Annotated in this window: 19 protein-coding genes; 11 read left to right on the forward strand and 8 right to left on the reverse strand. The window is 68.0% G+C overall.

Annotated elements, in window-relative coordinates:
* Positions 1-776 precede the first annotated feature (776 nt).
* Together X946_RS03025 and X946_RS03030 are read left to right on the forward strand one after the other, a co-directional pair.
* On the forward strand, positions 777-1,811 hold the full coding sequence (locus tag X946_RS03025; RefSeq protein WP_052144992.1) for an acyltransferase family protein: 1,035 nt from the start codon (positions 777-779) through the stop codon (positions 1,809-1,811).
* Between the two features lie 234 nt (positions 1,812-2,045).
* A complete protein-coding gene (locus X946_RS03030) occupies positions 2,046-3,989 on the forward strand; it encodes a collagenase (protein WP_038743955.1) in 1,944 nt (647 codons plus the stop codon).
* Positions 3,990-4,264: 275 nt separating this feature from the next.
* Here X946_RS03030 and X946_RS03035 read toward each other — a convergent pair whose 3' ends face one another.
* Together X946_RS03035 and X946_RS03045 are read right to left on the reverse strand one after the other, a co-directional pair.
* Complete coding sequence (locus X946_RS03035) at positions 4,265-4,582, reverse strand: DUF4148 domain-containing protein (protein WP_038744166.1); 318 nt, start codon at positions 4,580-4,582, stop codon at positions 4,265-4,267.
* 680 nt (positions 4,583-5,262) lie between these two features.
* Positions 5,263-6,429, reverse strand: coding sequence for an FAD-dependent monooxygenase (locus X946_RS03045; RefSeq protein ID WP_038743959.1), 1,167 nt, complete (start codon positions 6,427-6,429; stop codon positions 5,263-5,265).
* 158 nt (positions 6,430-6,587) lie between these two features.
* Here X946_RS03045 and X946_RS33065 point away from each other — a divergent pair, with 158 nt between their 5' ends.
* On the forward strand, positions 6,588-6,791 hold the full coding sequence (locus X946_RS33065) for a hypothetical protein (protein ID WP_145986892.1): 204 nt from the start codon (positions 6,588-6,590) through the stop codon (positions 6,789-6,791).
* Positions 6,792-7,134: 343 nt separating this feature from the next.
* Here the strand turns inward: X946_RS33065 and X946_RS03055 are convergent, their stop codons facing one another.
* On the reverse strand, positions 7,135-7,884 hold the full coding sequence (locus X946_RS03055) for a helix-turn-helix domain-containing protein (protein ID WP_038743963.1): 750 nt from the start codon (positions 7,882-7,884) through the stop codon (positions 7,135-7,137).
* A gap of 360 nt (positions 7,885-8,244) precedes the next feature.
* On the opposite strand from X946_RS03055, the gene X946_RS03060 reads away from it, so the two are divergent.
* Complete coding sequence (locus tag X946_RS03060) at positions 8,245-8,433, forward strand: DUF2964 domain-containing protein (protein ID WP_038743965.1); 189 nt, start codon at positions 8,245-8,247, stop codon at positions 8,431-8,433.
* A 225-nt stretch (positions 8,434-8,658) separates the two neighbouring features.
* On the opposite strand, the gene X946_RS03065 is transcribed toward X946_RS03060, so the two are convergent.
* Entirely contained in the window at positions 8,659-9,108 is a 450-nt protein-coding gene (locus X946_RS03065) for a hypothetical protein (protein ID WP_038744168.1), read from the reverse strand.
* 205 nt (positions 9,109-9,313) lie between these two features.
* Between X946_RS03065 and X946_RS03070 the strand changes: the two genes are divergently transcribed.
* Positions 9,314-9,604 (forward strand): DUF1488 domain-containing protein, encoded by a 291-nt coding sequence (locus X946_RS03070; protein WP_038743967.1) that lies wholly within the window; start codon positions 9,314-9,316, stop codon positions 9,602-9,604.
* 60 nt (positions 9,605-9,664) lie between these two features.
* Positions 9,665-9,901 carry a hypothetical protein gene (locus X946_RS03075; protein ID WP_038743969.1) on the forward strand — a complete coding sequence of 79 codons (237 nt, stop codon included), beginning with the start codon at positions 9,665-9,667 and terminating at the stop codon, positions 9,899-9,901.
* Positions 9,902-10,000: 99 nt separating this feature from the next.
* On the opposite strand, the gene X946_RS03080 is transcribed toward X946_RS03075, so the two are convergent.
* The gene (locus tag X946_RS03080) at positions 10,001-10,648 is read right to left on the reverse strand and encodes a response regulator (RefSeq protein WP_038743971.1); all 648 of its coding nucleotides are present in this window, start codon (positions 10,646-10,648) and stop codon (positions 10,001-10,003) included.
* A 568-nt stretch (positions 10,649-11,216) separates the two neighbouring features.
* On the opposite strand from X946_RS03080, the gene X946_RS03090 reads away from it, so the two are divergent.
* A complete protein-coding gene (locus X946_RS03090; protein ID WP_038743976.1) occupies positions 11,217-11,675 on the forward strand; it encodes a universal stress protein in 459 nt (152 codons plus the stop codon).
* A 379-nt stretch (positions 11,676-12,054) separates the two neighbouring features.
* Here X946_RS03090 and X946_RS03095 read toward each other — a convergent pair whose 3' ends face one another.
* The 3 genes from X946_RS03095 to X946_RS03105 form a co-directional block, all read right to left on the reverse strand.
* Positions 12,055-12,891, reverse strand: coding sequence for a universal stress protein (locus X946_RS03095; RefSeq protein WP_038743977.1), 837 nt, complete (start codon positions 12,889-12,891; stop codon positions 12,055-12,057).
* Positions 12,888-13,385, reverse strand: a complete 498-nt coding sequence (locus tag X946_RS03100) for a universal stress protein (protein ID WP_038743980.1) — start codon at positions 13,383-13,385, stop codon at positions 12,888-12,890. Before X946_RS03100 ends, X946_RS03095 begins: the two co-directional genes overlap by 4 nt.
* Before the next feature lie 163 nt (positions 13,386-13,548).
* Positions 13,549-14,388 (reverse strand): universal stress protein, encoded by an 840-nt coding sequence (locus tag X946_RS03105; RefSeq protein ID WP_038743982.1) that lies wholly within the window; start codon positions 14,386-14,388, stop codon positions 13,549-13,551.
* 235 nt (positions 14,389-14,623) lie between these two features.
* Here X946_RS03105 and X946_RS03110 point away from each other — a divergent pair, with 235 nt between their 5' ends.
* The 4 genes from X946_RS03110 to X946_RS03130 all read left to right on the forward strand — a co-directional run bounded on the left by X946_RS03110 (position 14,624) and on the right by X946_RS03130 (position 19,686).
* Entirely contained in the window at positions 14,624-15,664 is a 1,041-nt protein-coding gene (locus tag X946_RS03110; protein ID WP_038743984.1) for a zinc-dependent alcohol dehydrogenase family protein, read from the forward strand.
* Positions 15,665-15,907: 243 nt separating this feature from the next.
* Positions 15,908-16,927 carry a VTT domain-containing protein gene (locus tag X946_RS03115; protein ID WP_038744170.1) on the forward strand — a complete coding sequence of 340 codons (1,020 nt, stop codon included), beginning with the start codon at positions 15,908-15,910 and terminating at the stop codon, positions 16,925-16,927.
* Positions 16,928-17,042: 115 nt separating this feature from the next.
* Complete coding sequence (locus X946_RS03120; RefSeq protein ID WP_038743986.1) at positions 17,043-18,251, forward strand: MFS transporter; 1,209 nt, start codon at positions 17,043-17,045, stop codon at positions 18,249-18,251.
* A 673-nt stretch (positions 18,252-18,924) separates the two neighbouring features.
* Positions 18,925-19,686, forward strand: coding sequence for an SDR family NAD(P)-dependent oxidoreductase (locus tag X946_RS03130; RefSeq protein ID WP_038743990.1), 762 nt, complete (start codon positions 18,925-18,927; stop codon positions 19,684-19,686).
* Positions 19,687-19,698: the final 12 nt, after the last annotated feature.

The raw sequence follows: 19,698 nt of genomic DNA on the forward strand, positions 1-19,698 counted from the left end.
CAGGTGTGCCGCCATTTGTCCGTCGACAATAAAGAGCGTGACGATGCCGCGGGAATGCTCGATCACTAGCGGCTCAAGGTGGTTCAAGGTGGTTCAAGGTGGTTCAGGCGTCGCTGGCGCCAGTCGTCGAGCGCTTGAGCGAAGCCTCTGCGACGCCGGTGGGCAACGCGGTGCCATTGCTGGGTATTCCACCCGCAACGGCGCCACCCGCGACGGCGCTACCCGCACGCGTGCAGCGCGAGACCGAGTTGAGCGAGCACGCGGCCCACGTGGCGCTTGCGGCGCAACGGGTCTCGCAGTCGATTCCAGCCTTGTCGCAGGCAGCCTGACCGTGAGCGGGCCGAATGGCGTAGACGGCTGAGCGTCGGCGCAGAGTCTGACGCCCTGGATTCGACGTTCCGGGCTCCGAGGCGGCTGCGCAGGCTGGCGGCCGTCTCGGCTCACGTTCGCCGTTGATCGCCGTCGATCGCCGTTGGTATAAGCGCGGCGATGCGAAACCCTGCTGTTTTTCCGATGTCCGGCGTTGCGCCGCCGGCCGTCGCGAATTGCGACGATGTTGTCGATCCACTGATCCGCGAGCGCCTGCACCGCCCCGTCGTTGGCCCGCGTCGGTCCCAGTCGGAGCGGCCTGCCGGCACGCGGGCGCGCACGCATGCGTGCTTGGCGAAGACGCGCCAAACGCGGCGCGCGCCGAAAATTGGCGAATCCGCACCGGGTTTTGTCGCGTGCGCGCAGGCGAATCGTGCGACGCTCCGACGATTTGAGTCGAGAGCATCATGAAGAATCCCGCCGGCCCATTGCTGAGCAACATTCAGGCTGCGCGAGCCGTCGCCGCTTTGTGCGTGGTTGCGTATCACCTCGGCGTCATGCCGTTCGGGCAGGTCGGCGTCGACGTCTTCTTCGTGATCAGCGGCTTCATCATGTCCTATGTCGCGCCGAAGGAGGGCAATGCGTTCTTCATCAAGCGCGTGATCAGGATCGTGCCGCTTTACTGGATGCTGACGATCGGCGTGTATGCGATTGCCGTTGTAAGGCCGCAATGGCTCAACACGACGACGGACGGCGTCGCCTATCTTTTCAAGTCGATGTTCTTCGTGCCGTACGTCAAGGAAAACGGGAACTGGGGGCCGCTGTTGAGAAACGGGTGGACGCTCGACTTCGAGATGTTCTTCTACGTCGTCGTGGCGGCGGCGCTCGTCGTCGTCAGGCGGCAATACGCGACGATCGCGGCCTCGGCGGCGCTGATCGTGTTCTGCCTGTCCTCGCAGGCGGTCGGCGCCGGGAGCCAGGTGGCCGACTATCTGGCGCAGCCGCTCGTGATCGAATTCTGCCTGGGCGTCGCGTGCTATTGGATCACCCGCGCGCGCGCCTTCGACGCGGCGCCTCGCGGGTTGTTCGGCGCGGGCGCGATCGCGGCGCCGTTGCTGGTCGTCGCGCTGTATCCCGAATTCGGCGATCCGGTCGGTTTCCAGCGCGTGCTGCAGTACGGCGTCCCGGCGTTCGTGCTGATTGCTTCGCTGCTCGGGCTCGAGAAATCGGGCGTGTCCAGCCGCAACGCGATCCTCGCGAATCTGGGCGCGGCCAGCTATTCGATCTATCTGCTGCATCCGTACGTGATCGGCGTGGCCGAGAAGATCCTGAAGATTCATCCGGGCGCGGGCACGGTCGGCGGATGGTGCGCGGCGGCGGCGGTGGCGCTCGTCGTCTGCGCGGCGGGATGGGTCTGCTACAGGTATGTCGAGATGCCGATTCAATCCGCGTTGAGGTGGCGATCGAGCGCGGAACGCCCGATGAGCGCGCGGGCGAATTGAAGCGATGAGCCGGCGGCCGGCGAATGCGCACGAGTCGCCTTCACGCGAGCCGGCTTCACGTGGCGACTTGATTCGCGCATCGGCGATGCTTCCGGCTGGATTGTTATAAAAATCGATTTTAATGCTTGAATAATTCAGTCTGTTAAAATGCATTAATTTGCTCGATCATTAAATTGACTTGTTAATCATCGGTGTTATATCTTCGGCGATCCAAAATAACCGAGGGCAAGTCAAATGCTAATAACGGAGGTGTGTCGCAAGACCCGTCGCTGGTCCGCCGTCGTCGCGATGTCGGTATTCGCGGGTTTGATCGGATCGGCGGCGGCCAATACGCAGCCGGCGCCGCAAAAGCAGGCGCGCATGCCGCGCGTGCCGCAGAACCTGCCGGTCTCGCCCGAGCAGGCCGAATACAATTTGCCGCTCAGCAAGCAGGATCGCGCGACGCTGATCGAGCCGTCGCGGCGGAATAAGGCGACAAGGAACGGCAAGAACGGCAAGCACGGGGCGCCGGGCGCCGATTGCCGCGACATGTCGGCGATGACCCAGTATCGCGGCGCGGCGCTCGCCGATTACATCGCGAATCTCCCGGATTATGAATGCCATTACGGTTTGTTCTCGGTCGATAAATCGCTGGCCACGCAGATTTTCAGCGCGGAAAACGTGTATGCCGTGGCGAGCCGTTTTACACAGGAGGCATCTCGCTACGACGCGAGCAATTTGATTTTTGTCAATTTGCTGATTTATTTGCGTTCCGCTTATTACCAATATGATGTATCGGGTCTCGTCAATCCGTTTCCGGAACTCGCCGATCGGCTGCGCCCGTATATCCGGCACAGCCTCGAGGGCGACGCGCTCTATCGTGAGAATTCGCGTGCGCCGAGCACCGCGAACGAGCTGATGAAGCTCATCACGAACATGCGGGACGAGGCGTACTACCTGCCGACGCTGAAGGATCGCATCGCGTTCTACACCGCGAGCGCGACGAACCCGCAAGCGGCGGCGCCGCTGTTGCAGCGGAGCGCGGCGGGCGGCTTCACCGGCTTGCTGACGGTGTTCTTCTACGCGCATCAGCGCAGCGGCGCGCAGCAGATGCTCGACAGCGACGCGACACTGCCGGAGACGCTCAATCGTTTCGTCACCGCGAACCGCGCGAGCCTGTCGAACACGAGCGCGGCCTACCAGCTCGCCGATGCGTCGCGCGAAACGTATCGCTTTCTCCGCTATCCGGCGCAGAAGCCGCGCGTGAAGAAGATGATCCAGGACATGCTCGGATCGACGAGCATGACGGGCGCGGGCAGCGACCTGTGGCTGGCGGCGGCCGAGGCGGTCGACTACGGCGACGCGGGCAACTGCGCGGACTACGGCACCTGCGACTACAAGAAGCGGCTGACCGATGCGGTGCTCACGCACCGTCACGCATGCAGCGCGAGCGTGCGCATTCTCGCGCAGGACATGACCGGGCCGCAGCTGCAGTCGGTGTGTACGGCGGTCGCGCAGCAGGACGATTACTTCCACCGGATGATGAAGACCGGGCGCAAGCCGGTCGCGGGCGATCGCAACGACACGATCGAGCTCGTGATCTTCGACGACTACGAGAACTACCGAAAATATGCTTCGGTAATCTACGGAATCAGCACCGACAACGGCGGCATGTATCTCGAAGGCGATCCGTCGGCGCCCGGCAATCAGGCGCGCTTCATCGCGCACGAGGCGTCGTGGCTGCGGCCCGAGTTCAAGGTCTGGAACCTCGAGCACGAGTTCACGCACTATCTCGATGGCCGCTACGACATGGCGGGCGATTTCGCGGCGAGCACCGTGAAACCGACCGTCTGGTGGATCGAAGGCGTCGCCGAATATCTGTCGAGGAAGAACGACGATCAGGAATCGATCGACGCCGCGCGCACGGGCGCATACCGTTTCTCGGACGTGCTCGCGACGCGTTACTCGTCGAGCGACTACGTCGCGCGCGCATACCGGTGGGGCTACATGGCGACGCGCTTCATGTTCGAGCGCCATCGCGCCGACGTCGATACGATCGTGTCGCGCTTCCGCACGGGCGATTACGACGGCTACGAGAACTACGTCGCCTACATCGGCGGCCGCTACGACAACGAGTTCGCCGACTGGGCCCGCGATGCGACGACGGCGGGCGAGCCGCCGCTGCCGACGGCGAGATAGGCCGGCGCGACTGCCTGAGCACGCGCGCGGGACGACGGCGGCGCGAACGAAGCGAACCCGATGGGGCGCGATGATCGTGCGCTGTTCACCCGCGCCGTCGAGTTCGGGGCGGGCGCGCCGGCGGCCGGCGACGGCACGAATGCCTGCCGCCCGCGGCGCGTTCGCTCAGCCAACGCGCGAGAGCGCGCGGTGTGCGCGGTTGTCGTCAGCGCATCGGGCGAGCGCCGTCGATGGGCGGCGCCTATCGCGGCCGGCGTAGCCGGCCCGCGCGTCGATCAGTGATGACGATAGGGCGCGTCCCAGCCGCCCGACGTCGGCGAGACACGCTGGCCGGACTGCATCGCGCCGCCGGCGGAGCCGCCGTAGCCGGACAGGTCGGCGCGGCCGTTGGCGGGCGCGATACGCGCTTCGGCCGCCTGGATATTGGCCGGATACTGGTTCTTCGAAGGCTGATAGCCGGCTCTTTCGAGTTGAGTCAGCTCGTCGCGCACTTGCGTGCGCGTTAGCGGCCCGTTGGACGACGGCTGCGCGAACGACAGGGCCGGAACGGCGAGCGCGAGCGCGAGTACGGCCGTTTTCAGAGCGGATTTCACGATGCATACCTCCATTTGTCGCCGCTGCGGGCAGGCGTGCTCGCAGCCGGCCACTGAAGCTTGACAAATCCGCCTTAAGAGAGAGTTAACGGCGTCGCATCGAATGCTGCCGCATGTCATGCGGTACGAGTGCGCGATCGGACGATGAGAGACGTCGCGCGGCCGACGTGCGGTCGCGAAAGCCGGCCCGCGATGGCGCGCGGCGATGCGCGATCGAGCGGCACGACGGGCGCGACACGACAATCGCCGCAACGCCGCAACGCCGCAACGCCGCAACGCCGCAACGCCGCAACGCCGCGACCGGACTGGCGAAAGCGGCGTTCGATGCGCATGCGCGGTATCCGCGCGCATCGCGCCGTTCGTCCGGCCGAGGGCGAGAACGGGCGGCATGGGGCCGCCTCCCGTTCGCCGGCGCTCGGCCAGGACGAATCGCCGGTACGAGTCGTTGCGGCTTTGATGCCGATGCATCCCCGTCACGGTGGGGCGATTCGCTCGCGCGGCATCGCGGGAGCCGTGCTTCGCGCAGTCCGCTCGCTCCACGAGGCGAAGCGACTCAACGGCGCGACATGGCGACGCGACATGACGCCACGACGCCACGACGCCACGACGTTACGACACCACGACACCACGACACCACGACACATCCGCAGCGATTACTCGGAATATCCGGTCATCCTCGCTCACGCTTCGACGGCCGTCCCGAGCAACGCGGAATCGCGCCCGCTCGTCTGCAATTGCGAACGGAAGCTCGCAAGGAGCGCGGAGCGATCGTGGTACGTGGTCGCCAGCGCGTGGCCGTAGGAAATCACCGCTTCGTTGACGGGATGCCGCGCGCGCTCGAACCGGCCGAGCGCATCGGCGAGCGTGGACTGTCCGCTCAAGTACGCGTCGAGGCACTGGCCGAGCTCGCCGGCATCCTCGATCGCGAGATTCATTCCCTGGCCGGTGATCGGGTGAATGCTGTGCGCGGCATCGCCGAGCAGCGCGACGTTCTGCTTGTGATAGCAGCCGACGTTCATCCGCCCGAGCGGGATCAACGGGAACGGCGTTTCCGCGCCGATCACGGCCATCGCGTCGGCGCTCTCGTCGCCGACGAACTCGCTCAGGCGCGCGATCAGTTTCGTGCGCGTGGCGTCGGCGAGATAGCCCTGCATTTCGTCGGCGGGAAAGCTGACCACGATGCGCGTGGCTTCGCTGCCGATCGGATAGAAATACGCGAGGCCCCGGCTCGAATCGACGTACAGCCGGTTGCATGCGCGAACGCTGTCGGTCAGCGCAATCGTGCCGAACGCCATCGGCGTCGCATAGGGAATGCGCTCGGCATCGATGCGCAGGATGTCGGTGCGGACCGTCGAGCGCGCTCCGTCGGCGCCAATCAGCACCTTGGGCGCGACGGTGCCGCCGTCGCTCAGCCCGAGCGACGTCACCGCGCCGGCGGCATCTTGCTCGATACGCTCGATCGACGTCTCGAAGCGCAAATCCACGTTGGGCAGGCCGTCGAGCTTGACGAGCAGCAGGCGTCGCAACTGCTCGCACGGAATCAGGATGAAGAAGCCGAGCGCGCTGGACGCGCGATAGTCGAGCGAAGCGATCGGCTCCTTGTCGTGGAACAGCTTCATCGCGTCGCGCCTGAGCCCGCCGGCGGCGAAGACGTCGTCGAGCAACCCCATCTTGCGAATGACGTCGATGCCGGAAGGTTTCAGCAAATCGGCGCCGTTTTGCGCGCGGTTGCGCGCCACGCGCTCGACTACCGTGACACTGTGGCCGCGCGTTCCGAGCAGGTACGCCAGTGCGACGCCTGCGATGCCGCTGCCGTTGATCAGTACATCGACTTGCTTGTTTTCCATAGTGGGTTCGTTTTTTTTCCAGTGATCGCCGTCGACGGCGCTTCCCGGCACCGAGCGGGCCCCGTCAGGCGAATTTCGACGCGGGTCTATGAGCGATATCCGTGTGCCGCTTCGATTTTTTACGATGCTTTATTCGTGATTTTTAAGTCGCCAAATTAATGATTGATACGATTTTGTCGGCATTCTTGTCGATCCGGTTCGCGATGAATGTTGCGTTCGTCCGGGATCGACAGGCAGCTTCCCACGGCGGGCCGGCGATCGAGCGCCGCGAAATGAATGCATCGCTCGCCGTCCGCGCGGGAAATCGTATTAAAGATGCAAAAAATATGCAAATAAATATGATGGCGGGAAATAAAAATTGAATGGGAACCGCGTTTAGGATGGGGCGGATTATTTGTTTTGAATTATTGAAAAATATAGCGATTCATTTCATTGAAATTGAAATGAATGTGATGATTGAATCGATCGCTGATGCGGAAATTCGCGATGACGCAGCGCATGCGTCGCGCGACGCGTTCGAGCATGCGTTCAGCCGCATGCGAATCGTGATGCGATGCGGACGACCGAGCGTTATGCGAGCGGTGGGCGCGATTGCCGTGCGCGCGCGTGCCGTTCAACGGCGACGCGCGCCCGAGCGTCGCGGAATCGAAGCCCGCACGCGCTACAAGGATAGGCCCCGGCGTGCCGGCATCGCTTGCTCGGCATTCAGCGGGCGGTTTTCTTCGCGCCGCGCCGCACGGCGCCGTTCGTCGCGGCCGTGCGCGCGGCCGGCGCCTGCTTGCGTCGTCCGGCCTTTTGCGTCGAAGGCGCCTGCGCCTGCGTCGGCTCGACCTTCCCGCGCGCCGCGCGTGCGCGCGGCCGCTTCTGCTCGCCCGGCAGCGAAGGGAACGCGGGCTGTCCGTCGCCGAAGAGCGGCAGCGTGCCGACCGCGATCAGCTCGACGGGTTCGTTGCCCACGTTCACGACGCGATGCCGCTCGTGCGCGTTGAAGTGCAGCGAATCGCCGGGGCCGAGCGGGTAGTCCCGCTTGCCGACCGTGTATTGGACGCGCCCCGACAGCACGAACACGAATTCGTCGCCGGCGTGCGCGACCCATTCGGAGCAGTAGCCTTCCATCATCGACACCTTGACCGCATTGAGCTGGCTGCCCGCGAAGGTGGTCGACAGGCGCTCGTAGCGCTGCTGCGTCGGACGGATCGAATACGACTCGCGGCTGCCCTGGTGCGAATCCGGCTGATCCTGACGGGGCTGGTCGATGAGTGCGGCAAGCGGCGCGCGCAGCGCTTTGGCGACGTTGACGAGCGAAGAAATCGAAATGCCGGTCAGGTTGCGTTCGACTTGCGACAGGAATCCGACCGACAGGTTTGCCTCGGTGGCGATCTCGAGCAGCGTTTTCTTCAGCTCGCGGCGCAGGCGGCGGATGCGTCCGCCGATGTGCATGATGTCCGAATCCATGAATCTCCCACGAGGCTACGGTTGCCGTTCGACGCAGACAAACGCGCGGCGCGCGTTGGCGATTGCATCGTCCGCGCCCGTTCGCGCGGGCGCGGCGCGGCGATGATGCCCGTGCATTGTACAGCGACGCTTTTCGCTTTTTACGCGTGTGGAGGCGCATTTCTACGCGCGTTTCCGACGCTGCGCCCGGCACGTTCGCGCGCCCGGGCGGCGCTTGACTCAGGTCAAGGCCGCCGTCGCGCGACGGGCGATCATACGCAAAGGCTGGATAGGAAGCACGAGCGTCGATCGCGCGTGACGACACCGGCGGCGCGGCCGCGCAGGATCGAGCGGCCGCTCACACGAAGCCAGGAGACCGTCATGGTGCGCAAATATCGGGTCGTTCTCGCGACCATCGCCGTGTTCATTTCGCTCGCGGGGATGATGGAGGCGGTTCGCGGCCTGCTGTTCGACAGCAACGCCGAATTTCTCTATGGCGTGGTCGCGCTGTCGCTCGGCGTCGCCGCGTTTGTCGTGCTGCTCAATCCGACGCCGAAGGACGAGCGCTGAGCGTATTGAAGCGCACGTTTTGCACGCGGCGCGCGCTGGCGTGTGTTGCGCATCGAGCGGCACGCTCGCCGAGGAATGCGTGCACCCGGGCGCTTGCCCATGCCGCGCCCGCGCGCGGCGCGATCGTCGCAAGAGCTCAGTTGTCGCGGCGTTCGGGGCCGAGAGCGATCGCCGGCGGCCCGCCCGCCCGGCGCATTCCGGTTGCCCGAATCGCGGGCTCGCCGTTCAGCCCGGCTCCACCGCCGAATGCGCGCGCTTGTCCGCGAGCGGCAATTCTCCCCACGCGAGCGGAATGAACACGGTGCCGCCTGCTTTCTCGATCGTCTCGACGAACGTGCCGAGCGTCGCGCCCGCGGCGATCGACAGCGGCTCGCCGCCGAAATAGCTTTCGGTCCGAAGCCAGGGCGCGAGCCCTTCGTTGATGTCGACGACGCTGCAGGTGAGCGCGCCGCGCCCGGCCTCGGGCGGCAGCAGCGGGCCGTCGAACGCGACGCGCAGGATCTGGTCCGGACTGTCCCCGTAAGGCGGCCCTGCGTACAGCTCGTAAGGCGCCTCGCTCCAGCGGTCGCCGCACTGGCGATCGAGCGGCAGGCACGTGAAATAGGCCCACGGACTGCGCACGAAGCACAGACGATACGTGTCGCGCACGCCCTCGAGATTCGCTTTCAGTGTCATCGCTCGCCCCATCGTTCGACGCTCGCGGCGCCGGCGCGAGCGATGAAACGATCATCGTTGCGCGGCGTGCCGGCGGGTTGACGCAGATCAACCGTGCGCCGTGCGCGGCCGATTGACGTGGGTCAAGCGTGCGCGGCGCCGCGGCTCTATGCTGAGGCATCGATGGGTCCGCTGCCCGGCCGGGCAGCGGCTACAGGAGGTTGTCATGTCGGTCATGAAGGTTTCGTTTCCACAGGATCCACCGCCCGAATATTGCGCGCGCGATCTCGTCGTCGCGTTTCCCGCGCTCGTCGACGAGGCGTACGTGCAGTGCGCGATCACGGCCGAGGCGCTCGAGGATCATTTCGGCGCGCAATCGCTGAAGGAGGACGATCTGCTCGCGGCGTTCAACCTGCACCGCAAGAAGATCGAGCACGCCGCGCAGCGGATGCTCACGGAGATCGGCGGCAAGCCGGTCCTGCTGCACAGCGGGTTCTTTCGATTTCTTTACGAGTAGCGCCCGCGCGCCGCGCGGCTTCGCGACGCGACGCGGCGGCCGGTTCGGCAGGAGAACGACATGACGTTGTCAGGCAACATTCAGGATGGCGACTGGACGGTCGAGGTGACGACGTCGCCGGTGCCGGGCGGTTACGTGTGCGACATCAAGGTGATGCACGGCGCGCCGGGCGGGGCGTTCAAACACGCGTTCCGGCACGGCCGGACATTTCCGACCGAGCGCGACGCGATGGTCGAGGGGCTGCGCGCCGGCATGACCTGGATCGAGCTGAAGATGTCGAAAGCATTCAACATGTAGGCCCGAGCACGGCAAGACACGGCGCGCGTCCGCGTGCCGCGGCTCCGTCGCGCGTGGAAGCGCCGCATCGACGCCGCGCGCCGGCCCGGGCGGCGGCCGTCAATCCTCGTCCGGGTCGTCGATCAGCTTGTGCCGCAGCGCGTAGCGCACGAGCGCCGCTTCGTGCGGCATCTGCATCTTCTCGAGAATCCGCGTCTTGTACGTGCTGACCGTCTTCGCGCTCACGCACAGCTCGTCGGCGATCTGCGTGAGCGTCTGCCCCGACGCGATCCGGCGGAACACATCGAATTCGCGGTCCGAGAGGCGGTGGTGCGGCAGCGTTTCCGCCGGCTCGTTCAGGCTTTGCGCGAAGCGCTCGGCCATCGCGAGGCTCACGTAGACGCCGCCAGACGCGACCTTCGTCACCGCGCCGACGAGCTCCGAGCTCGCGCTTTCCTTCGTCAGATAGCCGGACGCGCCCGCGCGGAACGCGCGCACCGCGTACTGCTGCTCCGCATGCATCGTCAGCACGAGGATGCGCAGCGCGGGCTTTTCTTCCTTGATCTGCTTGATGAGCTCCACGCCGTTGCGTCCCGGCATCGACAGATCGAGCACGAGCACCTGCGCGGGCGTCGAGCGGACGAGCGCGATCGTCGTCGCGCTGTCGAACGCTTCGCCCGCGACCTCGAAGCCGGATGCGTTCTGCAGGATGTGGCGCAAGCCGTCGCGCACGAGCGCGTGGTCGTCGGCAATCAGAACCTTGATCATGGGTGGAAATCTTCCTGTCGAATCGATTGCATCGGGGAAGGCGGCCGGCGGACGGCGGTTTCGATGGCGCGAGGCGTCGTGCGCACGCGCGGCCGCGCGCCGCGCGTGCGGGCCGGCGCGCGCGTGGCCCGGCCGGCGCCAGGCGTGCCGGCGTCGGCAGCCGCGAATGCGGCGGCGCGTGCCCGCGCGGGCGAACCGGCGCCGGGCGCGGCGTGCGCGCGTTCGTTTCGAACCGTCGTATGAGCGGTCGTCAAGATCCTCCCCGGTCGAGGCGGGCAGCGACGCGGCGTCCCGAACGCTCGGACGCAGTCGCAAGAGTGCCGCAGCCTCATTTCATCAATATTGAGACGAAATTGTGCTCGATTTGATTGCTTTTGGCTAATGGGATTGACGCAATGCGTGCCGCGAATGCGGCAGCGCCGCATGCGCGCCGCGCAATGTGCCGGCGCATGCGCGTGCCCGAGCGCGCGCTTGATCCTCGTCAACGGTGGCCTGCTCGCGGCGCGCGAGACTCTCCGCAGGGCGTGCTCGCACGCGATTCGAGTGAGGTTTTCCGGAGGTGTCGACCATGTACAAAAAAATCTTCGCGGCGCTCGACGGCAGCCGCAGCGCGAGCGTCGCGCTCGACGAAGCGATCAAGATCGCCAAGACGTTCGGCGCGACGGTGACGGCGGTTTGCGTCGTCGAGCACAAGCCGCAGCTCGTCGACGTCAACGCCGCGTACATCGAGCCGCAGGAGGACGACAACTCGGCGGCCGACATCGCGACCCGCGTGCTCGCCGACGCGAAGGGGCGGCTCGCGGAGCAGCACGTCGAGGGCTCGGTGCGAGCGATCGATTCGTATGGCGAGGATGTCGCGGCGGTGCTGATGCGCACGGCCGCCGAATCCGATGCCGACCTGATCGTGATGGGCACGAGCGGGCGCCACGGGATACGCAGGCTGCTGCTCGGCAGCGTGGCGGAATCGCTGCTCCGGATGGCGGACCGGCCGGTGCTGCTGCGTCGCCACGACGAACTCGCGTCGTGACGCGGATCGCCGCGACGCGATCGGCCGCATTGGGATGGTGCGCCGCGGAAACGGCATGCGCGGCGAGCGAAGGCGCGCGGTCGCGAAGCCGCTGATTCGCCGAGCGCGGCGGCCGTGCGAATCGTCGGCTTCGGCATATGACGAAAGTCGCGCGGGCGATGCGATGTGCAACCTATGCAACGCCCGCCGCGCACGAACGGCAACGGACGAACGGCAACGAACGACAACGGACGGTAACCGGAAACGGGGCCGGAAATCGAGCCTTTTCGCGCATATCGGCCGGCGCCGGATCGGCGAACTCAGGCGCCGGGCTCCCGGCCCGGCCTGACGCAGGGGCGCCGGTGACCATGCCGCTCGCCGGCGCCGTGACGGCGCGGCGTCAGTGCGACAGCAGCACCGGCACCGTCATCGATTCGAGCATCGTCCGGGTCACGCCGCCCAGCACGCGCTCGTGTGTGCGCGTGTGGCCGTATGCGCCCGTCACGAGCAGGTCCGCATGCAGGTCGGCGGCGCGGTTGAGCAGTGCCGCGCCCGTTTCGACGCCCGGCACGTGCGCCGACGCCGAGAACGACGCCTGGATGCCGTGCCGTCCGAGGTACGCCGCGACGTCGATGCCGGCGGGCGCGAGATCCGCGCCCGTCTTGCGGCGCCGCAGCACGCTCTCCACCGTCACGAAGCGCGCGCGTTTGAGGAGCGGCAGCGCATCGGTGACCGCGCGCGCGGCTTCGCGGCTGCCGTCCCATCCGACCAGCACGTTCTCGCCGAACGTGCGCATCGCGCCCGTGAACGGCAGCACGATCGCGGGCACCCCGCAGCTCATCACGACGTCGTCGACGAAATGCGGCTCGATGTGTGCCGCGTCGTCGCCGGGATCGGGCTGGCCGAGCACCACGAGGTCCGCGTGGCGCGCATGCAGCGTCGCGACGTCGGTGGGCGGGCCGGCCGGCGCGCGCCATTCGAAGCCGACGCCCGCGCGCGCGCCCGCGGCGGTGAAGCGCGCCTGCGCGGCGTCGCGCCGCGCGGCGTGCTGCGCCTCGTTCGCCGCGAGCCGCAGGCTTTCGTCGCTGCGAAAGAGCGGCCGCATCAGATCCTGGCTCACGACGTACAGGCCGATCACGTGGGCGTCCCAGCGCCGCGCGAGGTCGAGCGCGAACTCGGCGCGCGCGTCGCTCTGGCGGCTGTCGTCGACATGGACGAGCAAAGTCTTGAATTTCATCTCACGGCCTCCGTCGGATGAATGGCGTTCGCGTCGTCGGCCGGCGCGCTGCGGGCCGGAATCATCAGCACGGGGCAGCGGGCGTGCCGCAGCAATCGCTCGGCGACGCTGCCGAGCATCAGCCGCCGGACGCCGCGCCGGCCGTGCGTGCCCATCACGATCAGGCTCGCGCCGATCTCGCGCGCCGCGCGCTCGAGGCGCTCGGCGACGTCCTCGCCCGGCGGCTCGACCTCGACGAGCCGCGGCGCGCCGGCGACGCCGCGCCGCGTCATCCGGCCCTGCGCGTCGTCGAGCACGCGCCGGCCTTCCTCGCGGAACGCGTCGATGAGGATCGACGGGTCGTAGCCCGGCGTGTCGAACGCGAACACCGGCATGTCGACGACGTAGACGGGCACGAGCCGCGCGTTCGTGTCGACCGCGAGCTGCAGCGCCGCGTCGAGCGCGTGCGATGCCGTCTCGCTGCCGTCGAGCGCGACAAGAATGATCGAATACATGTCTGTCTCCCAACACCCGTTTCGTTTTCGGCCGTTTCCGGTCGCGCATCGCGCGCCGGGACGGCCATTACCCAGCGCGAACTGCGGGCCGCGCGATGCGCGCCCGCGCGGCCTTGCGCCCGCGCGCCTCTTCGGGCGGCTGCGAACGCGCGCCTTGCGCCGCTCAGTGCGACATCAGGACCGGCACCGTCATCGACGCCAGGATCGTGCGCGTCACGCCGCCGAGAATCAGCTCCTTCCAGCGCGCGTGGCCGTATGCGCCCATCACGAGCAGATCCGAGCCCGATTCGTACGCGTGCGACAGCAGCACGTCGCCGATCGACGAGTCGCGCGAGCGTTCGAGATCGCGCACGTCGATGTTCGCGTGATGCCGTGCGAGCGTGAGCGCGATGTCGGCGCCCGGAATCCGCGCACCGGGCGGCTCCTGCGCGGCGCCGTTGACGGTGACGATCGTCGTCTTCGTCGCGAGCGCGAGGAACGGCGCGGCGTCGTGGACGGCGCGCGTCGCCTCGCGGCTGCCGTCCCACGCGGCGAGCACGCGCGTGCCGATCGCGGACGGCATGCCCGCGTACGGCAGCAGCAGCACCGGGCGGCCCGCCGACAGCACGAGGGTATCGGGGAAGCTGTCGTCGACGTAGGTTTCCGGATCGTCCGGATCGGTCTGGCCGGCGATCACGAGATCCGCGTAGCGTGCGTAGTGCGGCACCGCGTCGTTCGCGCGCGCGTCGGCGACGATCCACTGGCCCTGCACGTTCGCGCGCGTGAGTTCCGCATGGAACAGGCGCTCGAGCGCCGCGCGCTTCTCGCCGCGCCGCTTCTCCTGGTCGGCGAAGTAGTCGGCCGTGCCCGCCATCACGTAGAACGACGTGGGCTCGGGCGTGTAGATCGCGAAGACCGCCGTCAGGTGGGCGCCGAACTGACGCGCGAGCGTCAGCGCGGTTTCGAGCCGCGTGCGCGCGCGGTCGCTCGTGTCGAGATGGACCAGGATGCTCTTGTAGCTCATCGCTCGTTCTCCTTGGTACCGGCGCGCCTGGCGCCGTCTGTGCGTATGCCCCCAGTCTATGAAGCGCGCGGGCGGGGCGCTTGACTCAGATCAAAACCCGTCCGGCCGCCCGCCCGCGCCCGGGCGCCGCACGCGGGCGGGCCGCGCCGCTTGATGCGCGTCAACCGGCGTGCGCGGCAAGCGCCTAGAGTGAGGCGCGAGGGGCATCCCACGCCCCGCGAGCGGAGAAGACGACATGAAAGCGCTGGTGTATCACGGGCCCGGCGGCAAGTCGCTGGACGAGCGCCCGATGCCGGAGTTGGCGGCGCCGACGGACGTCATCGTGCGCGTCACGCGCACGACGATCTGCGGCACCGATTTGCACATCCTGAAAGGCGACGTGCCGAGCTGCGAGCCGGGGCGCATTCTCGGCCACGAGGGCGTCGGCGTCGTGCATCGCGTGGGCGCTGCGGTCAACACGCTGAAGGAGGGCGACCGCGTGCTGATCTCGTGCATCTCGTCGTGCGGGCAGTGCGAATACTGCCGGCGCGGGATGTATTCGCACTGCACGACGGGCGGCTGGATTCTCGGCAACCGGATCGACGGCACGCAGGCCGAATACGTGCGGATTCCGCACGCGCAGACGAGCCTGTACCGGATTGCGCCGGGCGCCGACGAGGAAGCGCTCGTGATGCTGTCCGACATCCTGCCGACCGGCTTCGAATGCGGCGTGCTGAACGGCCGCGTGCAGCCGGGCGGCACGGTCGCGATCGTCGGCGCGGGGCCGATCGGGCTCGCGGCGCTCTTGACCGCGCAGTTCTACTCGCCCGCGCAGATCGTGATGATCGATCCCGACCCGAACCGGCTCGCGGTCGCGAAGCGCTTCGGCGCGACCGCGTGCATCGACAACGGCCAGGTCGACGCGATCGCCGAGGTGAAGGCGTTGACGGGCGACGGCGTCGATTGCGCGATCGAGGCGGTCGGCATTCCCGCGTCGTTCGAGCTGTGTCAGCAGATCATCGCGCCGGGCGGCGTGATCGCGAACGTCGGCGTGCACGGCGTGAAGGCGGACCTGCATCTCGAGACGCTCTGGGACCGCAACATCACGATCACGACCCGGCTCGTCGACACCTCGAGCACGCCGATGCTGCTGAAGACCGTCGGCGCGGGGCGGCTCGATCCGAAGCAACTGATCACGCACCGTTTTCCGCTCGCCGACATCGAACAGGCGTACGAGACGTTCGGCCACGCGGCGAACACGCGCGCGCTGAAGGTCATCATCGACGTGTCCGAATAGGCTGGCGGCCGGGCGGCGCGCGGGCCTTGCGCGCCGCGGACGCCGCCGCCTTCGACGGCCGTCGCGATGCGCCCGGTTTTCCGAAGCCGGGCGGGGGCGCGCTCGTCCGCGCGAACGGGTCACGAAACGCGTTTAGAATGCGGGATGCCGATTCACGCCGCGCTCGCTTCGCGGCCGGCGCCGCGGCGGTCCGCGCGCGCCGACGCCACCCGGCTCGGCATTCGTCGCGTTCGAGGTGCGCCCGTGTGGCATTTTCCCCAGGCTATTCCCGCGTCGCTCGGTCCGTGGGCCGTGTTCGCCAGCGTGCTCGTCACGCAACTCGGCATGCCCGTTCCTGCCGTGCCGATGCTGATCATCGGCGGCACGATGGCGGCGATGGGGCAGGCGTCCTATGCGAGCATGCTCTGCGCGGCGGTCGCCGCGACGGTGCTCGCCGATTCGATGTGGTTCTTCGCCGGGCGCGCGCGCGGCCGGCGGCTCCTCAACGCGCTCGTGCGTTTCTCCCTGTCGCTCGACGCGACGCTGCGCGTCGCGCGCAAGGTGTTCGAAAAGCACGGCGCGCCGCTGCTCGTGCTCGCGAAATTCCTGCCGGGCCTCGGGCTCGTGTCCGCGCCGCTGCTCGGCACGACGGCCGTCGCCGTGTGGGTGTTCCTGCTCTGGGACGTCGCGGGCGCGTCGCTGTGGGCGAGCGTGTGGCTCTTCGGCGGCGCGGCGCTGCACGACGAGATCGTGCGGCTGATGCAGTGGGTGAGCGCGAGCGGCGGCACGCTGTTCGACGCGTTCGCGGCGATCTTCGTCACGTTCCTGCTGTACCGCTGGGCGATGCGCGTGCGCTTTCGCCGCTGGCTCGCGAAGATCCGCATCAGCCCGCAGCAGCTCGACGCGATGCTGAAATCGGCCGCGCCGCCCGTCGTGTTCGACGCGCGGCCGCGCGCGGTGCGCGAGAAGGAGGCGTACCGGATCGCGGGTGCGTATCCGCTCGATCTCGATTCGCCCGATTCGTTGCATCCGGACCTGACGACACGTGCGATCGTCGTCTACTGCGTGTGCCCGAACGAGGCAACCGCCAAGCGCATCGTGAGCCAACTGCAGCGCAAGCAGATCCGCCACGCGCTCGCGCTGAAGGGCGGCCTCGACGCATGGGAGAAGCTCGGCTATCCGGTCGAGCCGCTGCCCGCGGATTTCGACGCGGCGCGCTACGTCGCGCCGCCTGTCGTGCCGGGCGACGGCGGCTTTCCGATGCGCGCAGGCGTGACGGACTAGCCGCGCGGCGAGCGCGGCGGCCCGGCGCGCCGCCGCCGCGCCGTTTCATCGTCCGGCCGGATCGCTTCGACGCTTCGCGCGCATTCCATTTCGACGACCGATCACGAACCCGCCCATGCCCGCGCGTCCCGCTTCCTCCGCTCGTCCGCCGATTCCGCGCACCGTCTGGGCGCTCGGCTTCGTCAGCCTGTGCATGGACGTGTCGTCCGAGCTGATTCATGCGCTGCTGCCGATCTATCTGGTGACGACGATGGGGATGAGCGTCGCGGCGCTCGGCGTGCTCGAAGGCGCGGCCGAGGCGAGCGCGATGATCGTCAAGATCTTCTCGGGCGCGCTGAGCGACTGGCTCGGCCGGCGCAAGGCGCTGCTTCTGCTCGGCTACGGGCTCGCCGCGCTGACGAAGCCGCTGTTCCCGCTTGCGGGCGGCCCGGCGACGGTGGCCGCCGCGCGGCTCCTCGATCGCGTGGGCAAGGGCATCCGCGGCGCGCCGCGCGACGCGCTCGTCGCCGACATCGCGCCGCCCGAGATCCGCGGCGCGTGCTTCGGGCTGCGCCAGTCGATGGATACCGTCGGCGCGTTCGCCGGGCCGCTGCTCGCGATTGCGCTGATGCTCGCGTTCGCCGGTCACATTCGCGTCGTGCTGTGGTTCGCGGTCGTGCCGGCGTTTCTCGCGGTCGCGCTGATCGTGTTCGGCGTCGACGAGCCGGCGCCCGCGCCCGCCGCCGCGCGGGCGTTCCGCTCGCCGCTGCATTGGCGCGCGCTGCGCGCGTTTTCGGGGCGCTACTGGTTCGTCGTGCTGATCGGCACCGCGTTCACGCTCGCGCGCTTCAGCGAAGCGTTTCTCGTGCTGCGCGCGCAGCAGGCGGGCCTCGACGTTGCGTGGATTCCGGCCGTGATGGTGGTGATGAGCGTCGCGTACGCGGCGTCCGCGTACCCCGTCGGCATCGTGTCGGACCGGTTCGGCGCGCGCGCGCCGCTCGCGGCCGGCATGCTGCTCTTGGTCGCGGCCGATCTGGTGCTCGGCGCGAGCGCGTCGCTGACGGCGCTGTTCGCAGGCGTCGCCGTGTGGGGATTGCACATGGGCTTTACGCAGGGGATGCTGGCGGCGCTCGTCGCGGAAACCGCGCCGCCGGACCTGCGCGGCACCGCGTTCGGCGTGTTCAATCTCGCGGGCGGGATCGCGATGCTGGCGGCGAGCGCGCTCGCCGGCTGGCTGTGGGAGCGCCACGGCGCACCGACGACGTTCTTCACGGGCGCGGCGCTCGCGGCCGTCGCGCTCGCGATGTGCGGCTTCGTTCGGCGGCGGGCGCAATACGCGGAGTGACGGCGGCCGTTCGATGTTCGGTGACGCGCCGGATCGATCGGCGTTGACGGAGATCGAGGCGGCGAAGACGAGGGCGAAGTCGAAATCGAACGCAGCGGTAGCGTCGGCGGCGACGACGATGGCGACGACAAGGGCGACGACGAGAGCGACAAGGATGACGATGGCGACGATGTGACGAGCGATGGGCTCGAGCATGGGGGCGTGCGGAGCGTGAGCGTGACGCATGTCGATTGCGCCGATCGCGCACACGTTGCCGCACGAAGCGCCTGCCTGATCGCGCGGCGTCAACGCTGCGTCGCGCATCGCCATCGCGCATCACGAACGCGTTCGTCGCCGGATGCGACCGACCATCCGCGCACGGCGATCGGAAACGCTGCGCGCCGGCGCGCAGCGATCGACGAACATGCCGAGCGCCGCGCTCGCTCTTCCCGCCGATCGTGCGCCGCCGTCCGGTCGCCTTCCCGGTCGCCGATCATTCGCAAAGCCCCTGCAAAACCCCTGCGAAACTGCTGCGAAACCCCGGTAAAACACCCGCAAAACTGCGCGGCCGACAGGGTTTTAAAAACGCTCTATGCTCAACGCTCCATCAACGAGCGCGTTCGCAACCGTCCGGATAAACATATCTCGTTTTCTTCGTTTCGCACGCGCGACAGACGATATAGGGTTCGCCGATATGACGATCGATACGGTGTCATCCACTTCCATTCCGCTCGCGTGGATCGCGGGCGTCGGCGCGAGCGCCGGGCTCGGCGCGGCCGTCGGCCGGCGCTTCGCGCGCGAGGGCTTCGCGGTCGTGCTGACGGGGCGCACGCACGAGCGCGTCGCGGCCGTCGCCGACGAGATCCGCGCGCAAGGCGGCGTCGCGCACGTCGCGAGCGGCGACATCGCGAGCGAGTCCGACGTCGAGCGGCTCGCCGTCGAAGTGCGCACGCTCGGCACGCTGCGGGCGGGGGTGTTCAACGCGGGCAACGCCGTGCGCGCGCCGACGCTCGAACTGAGCGTCGCGCAGTTCGAGAACGCTTGGCGCACGAACGTGATCGGCGGTTTCCTGTTCGCGAAGGCCGCGCTTGCACAGTTGCTCGACGCAAGCAACGACGCGCCCCGCAGCCTGCTGTTCACGGGCGCGACGGCGTCGTTGCGCGGCCGCCCGCCGTTCGCCGCGTTCGCGTCGGCGAAGGCCGGCCTGCGCGCGCTCGCGCAGACGCTCGCGCGCGAGTTCGGGCCGCGCGGCATTCACGTCGCGCATGCGGTGATCGACGGCGGCATCGATGGCGAGCGCTTGCGCAGCGCCGCGCCCGAGCGCGCCGCGCAAGCGGGCGCCGACGGGCTGCTGTCGCCCGACGCGATCGCCGAGAGTTACTGGCAACTGCACGTGCAGCATCGCAGTGCGTGGACGCAGGAGCTCGATCTGCGTCCGTACAACGAAGCGTTCTGACGAGGAGTAGTC

The organism is Burkholderia sp. ABCPW 111, assembly GCF_000773065.1.
Classification (GTDB): domain Bacteria; phylum Pseudomonadota; class Gammaproteobacteria; order Burkholderiales; family Burkholderiaceae; genus Burkholderia; species Burkholderia savannae.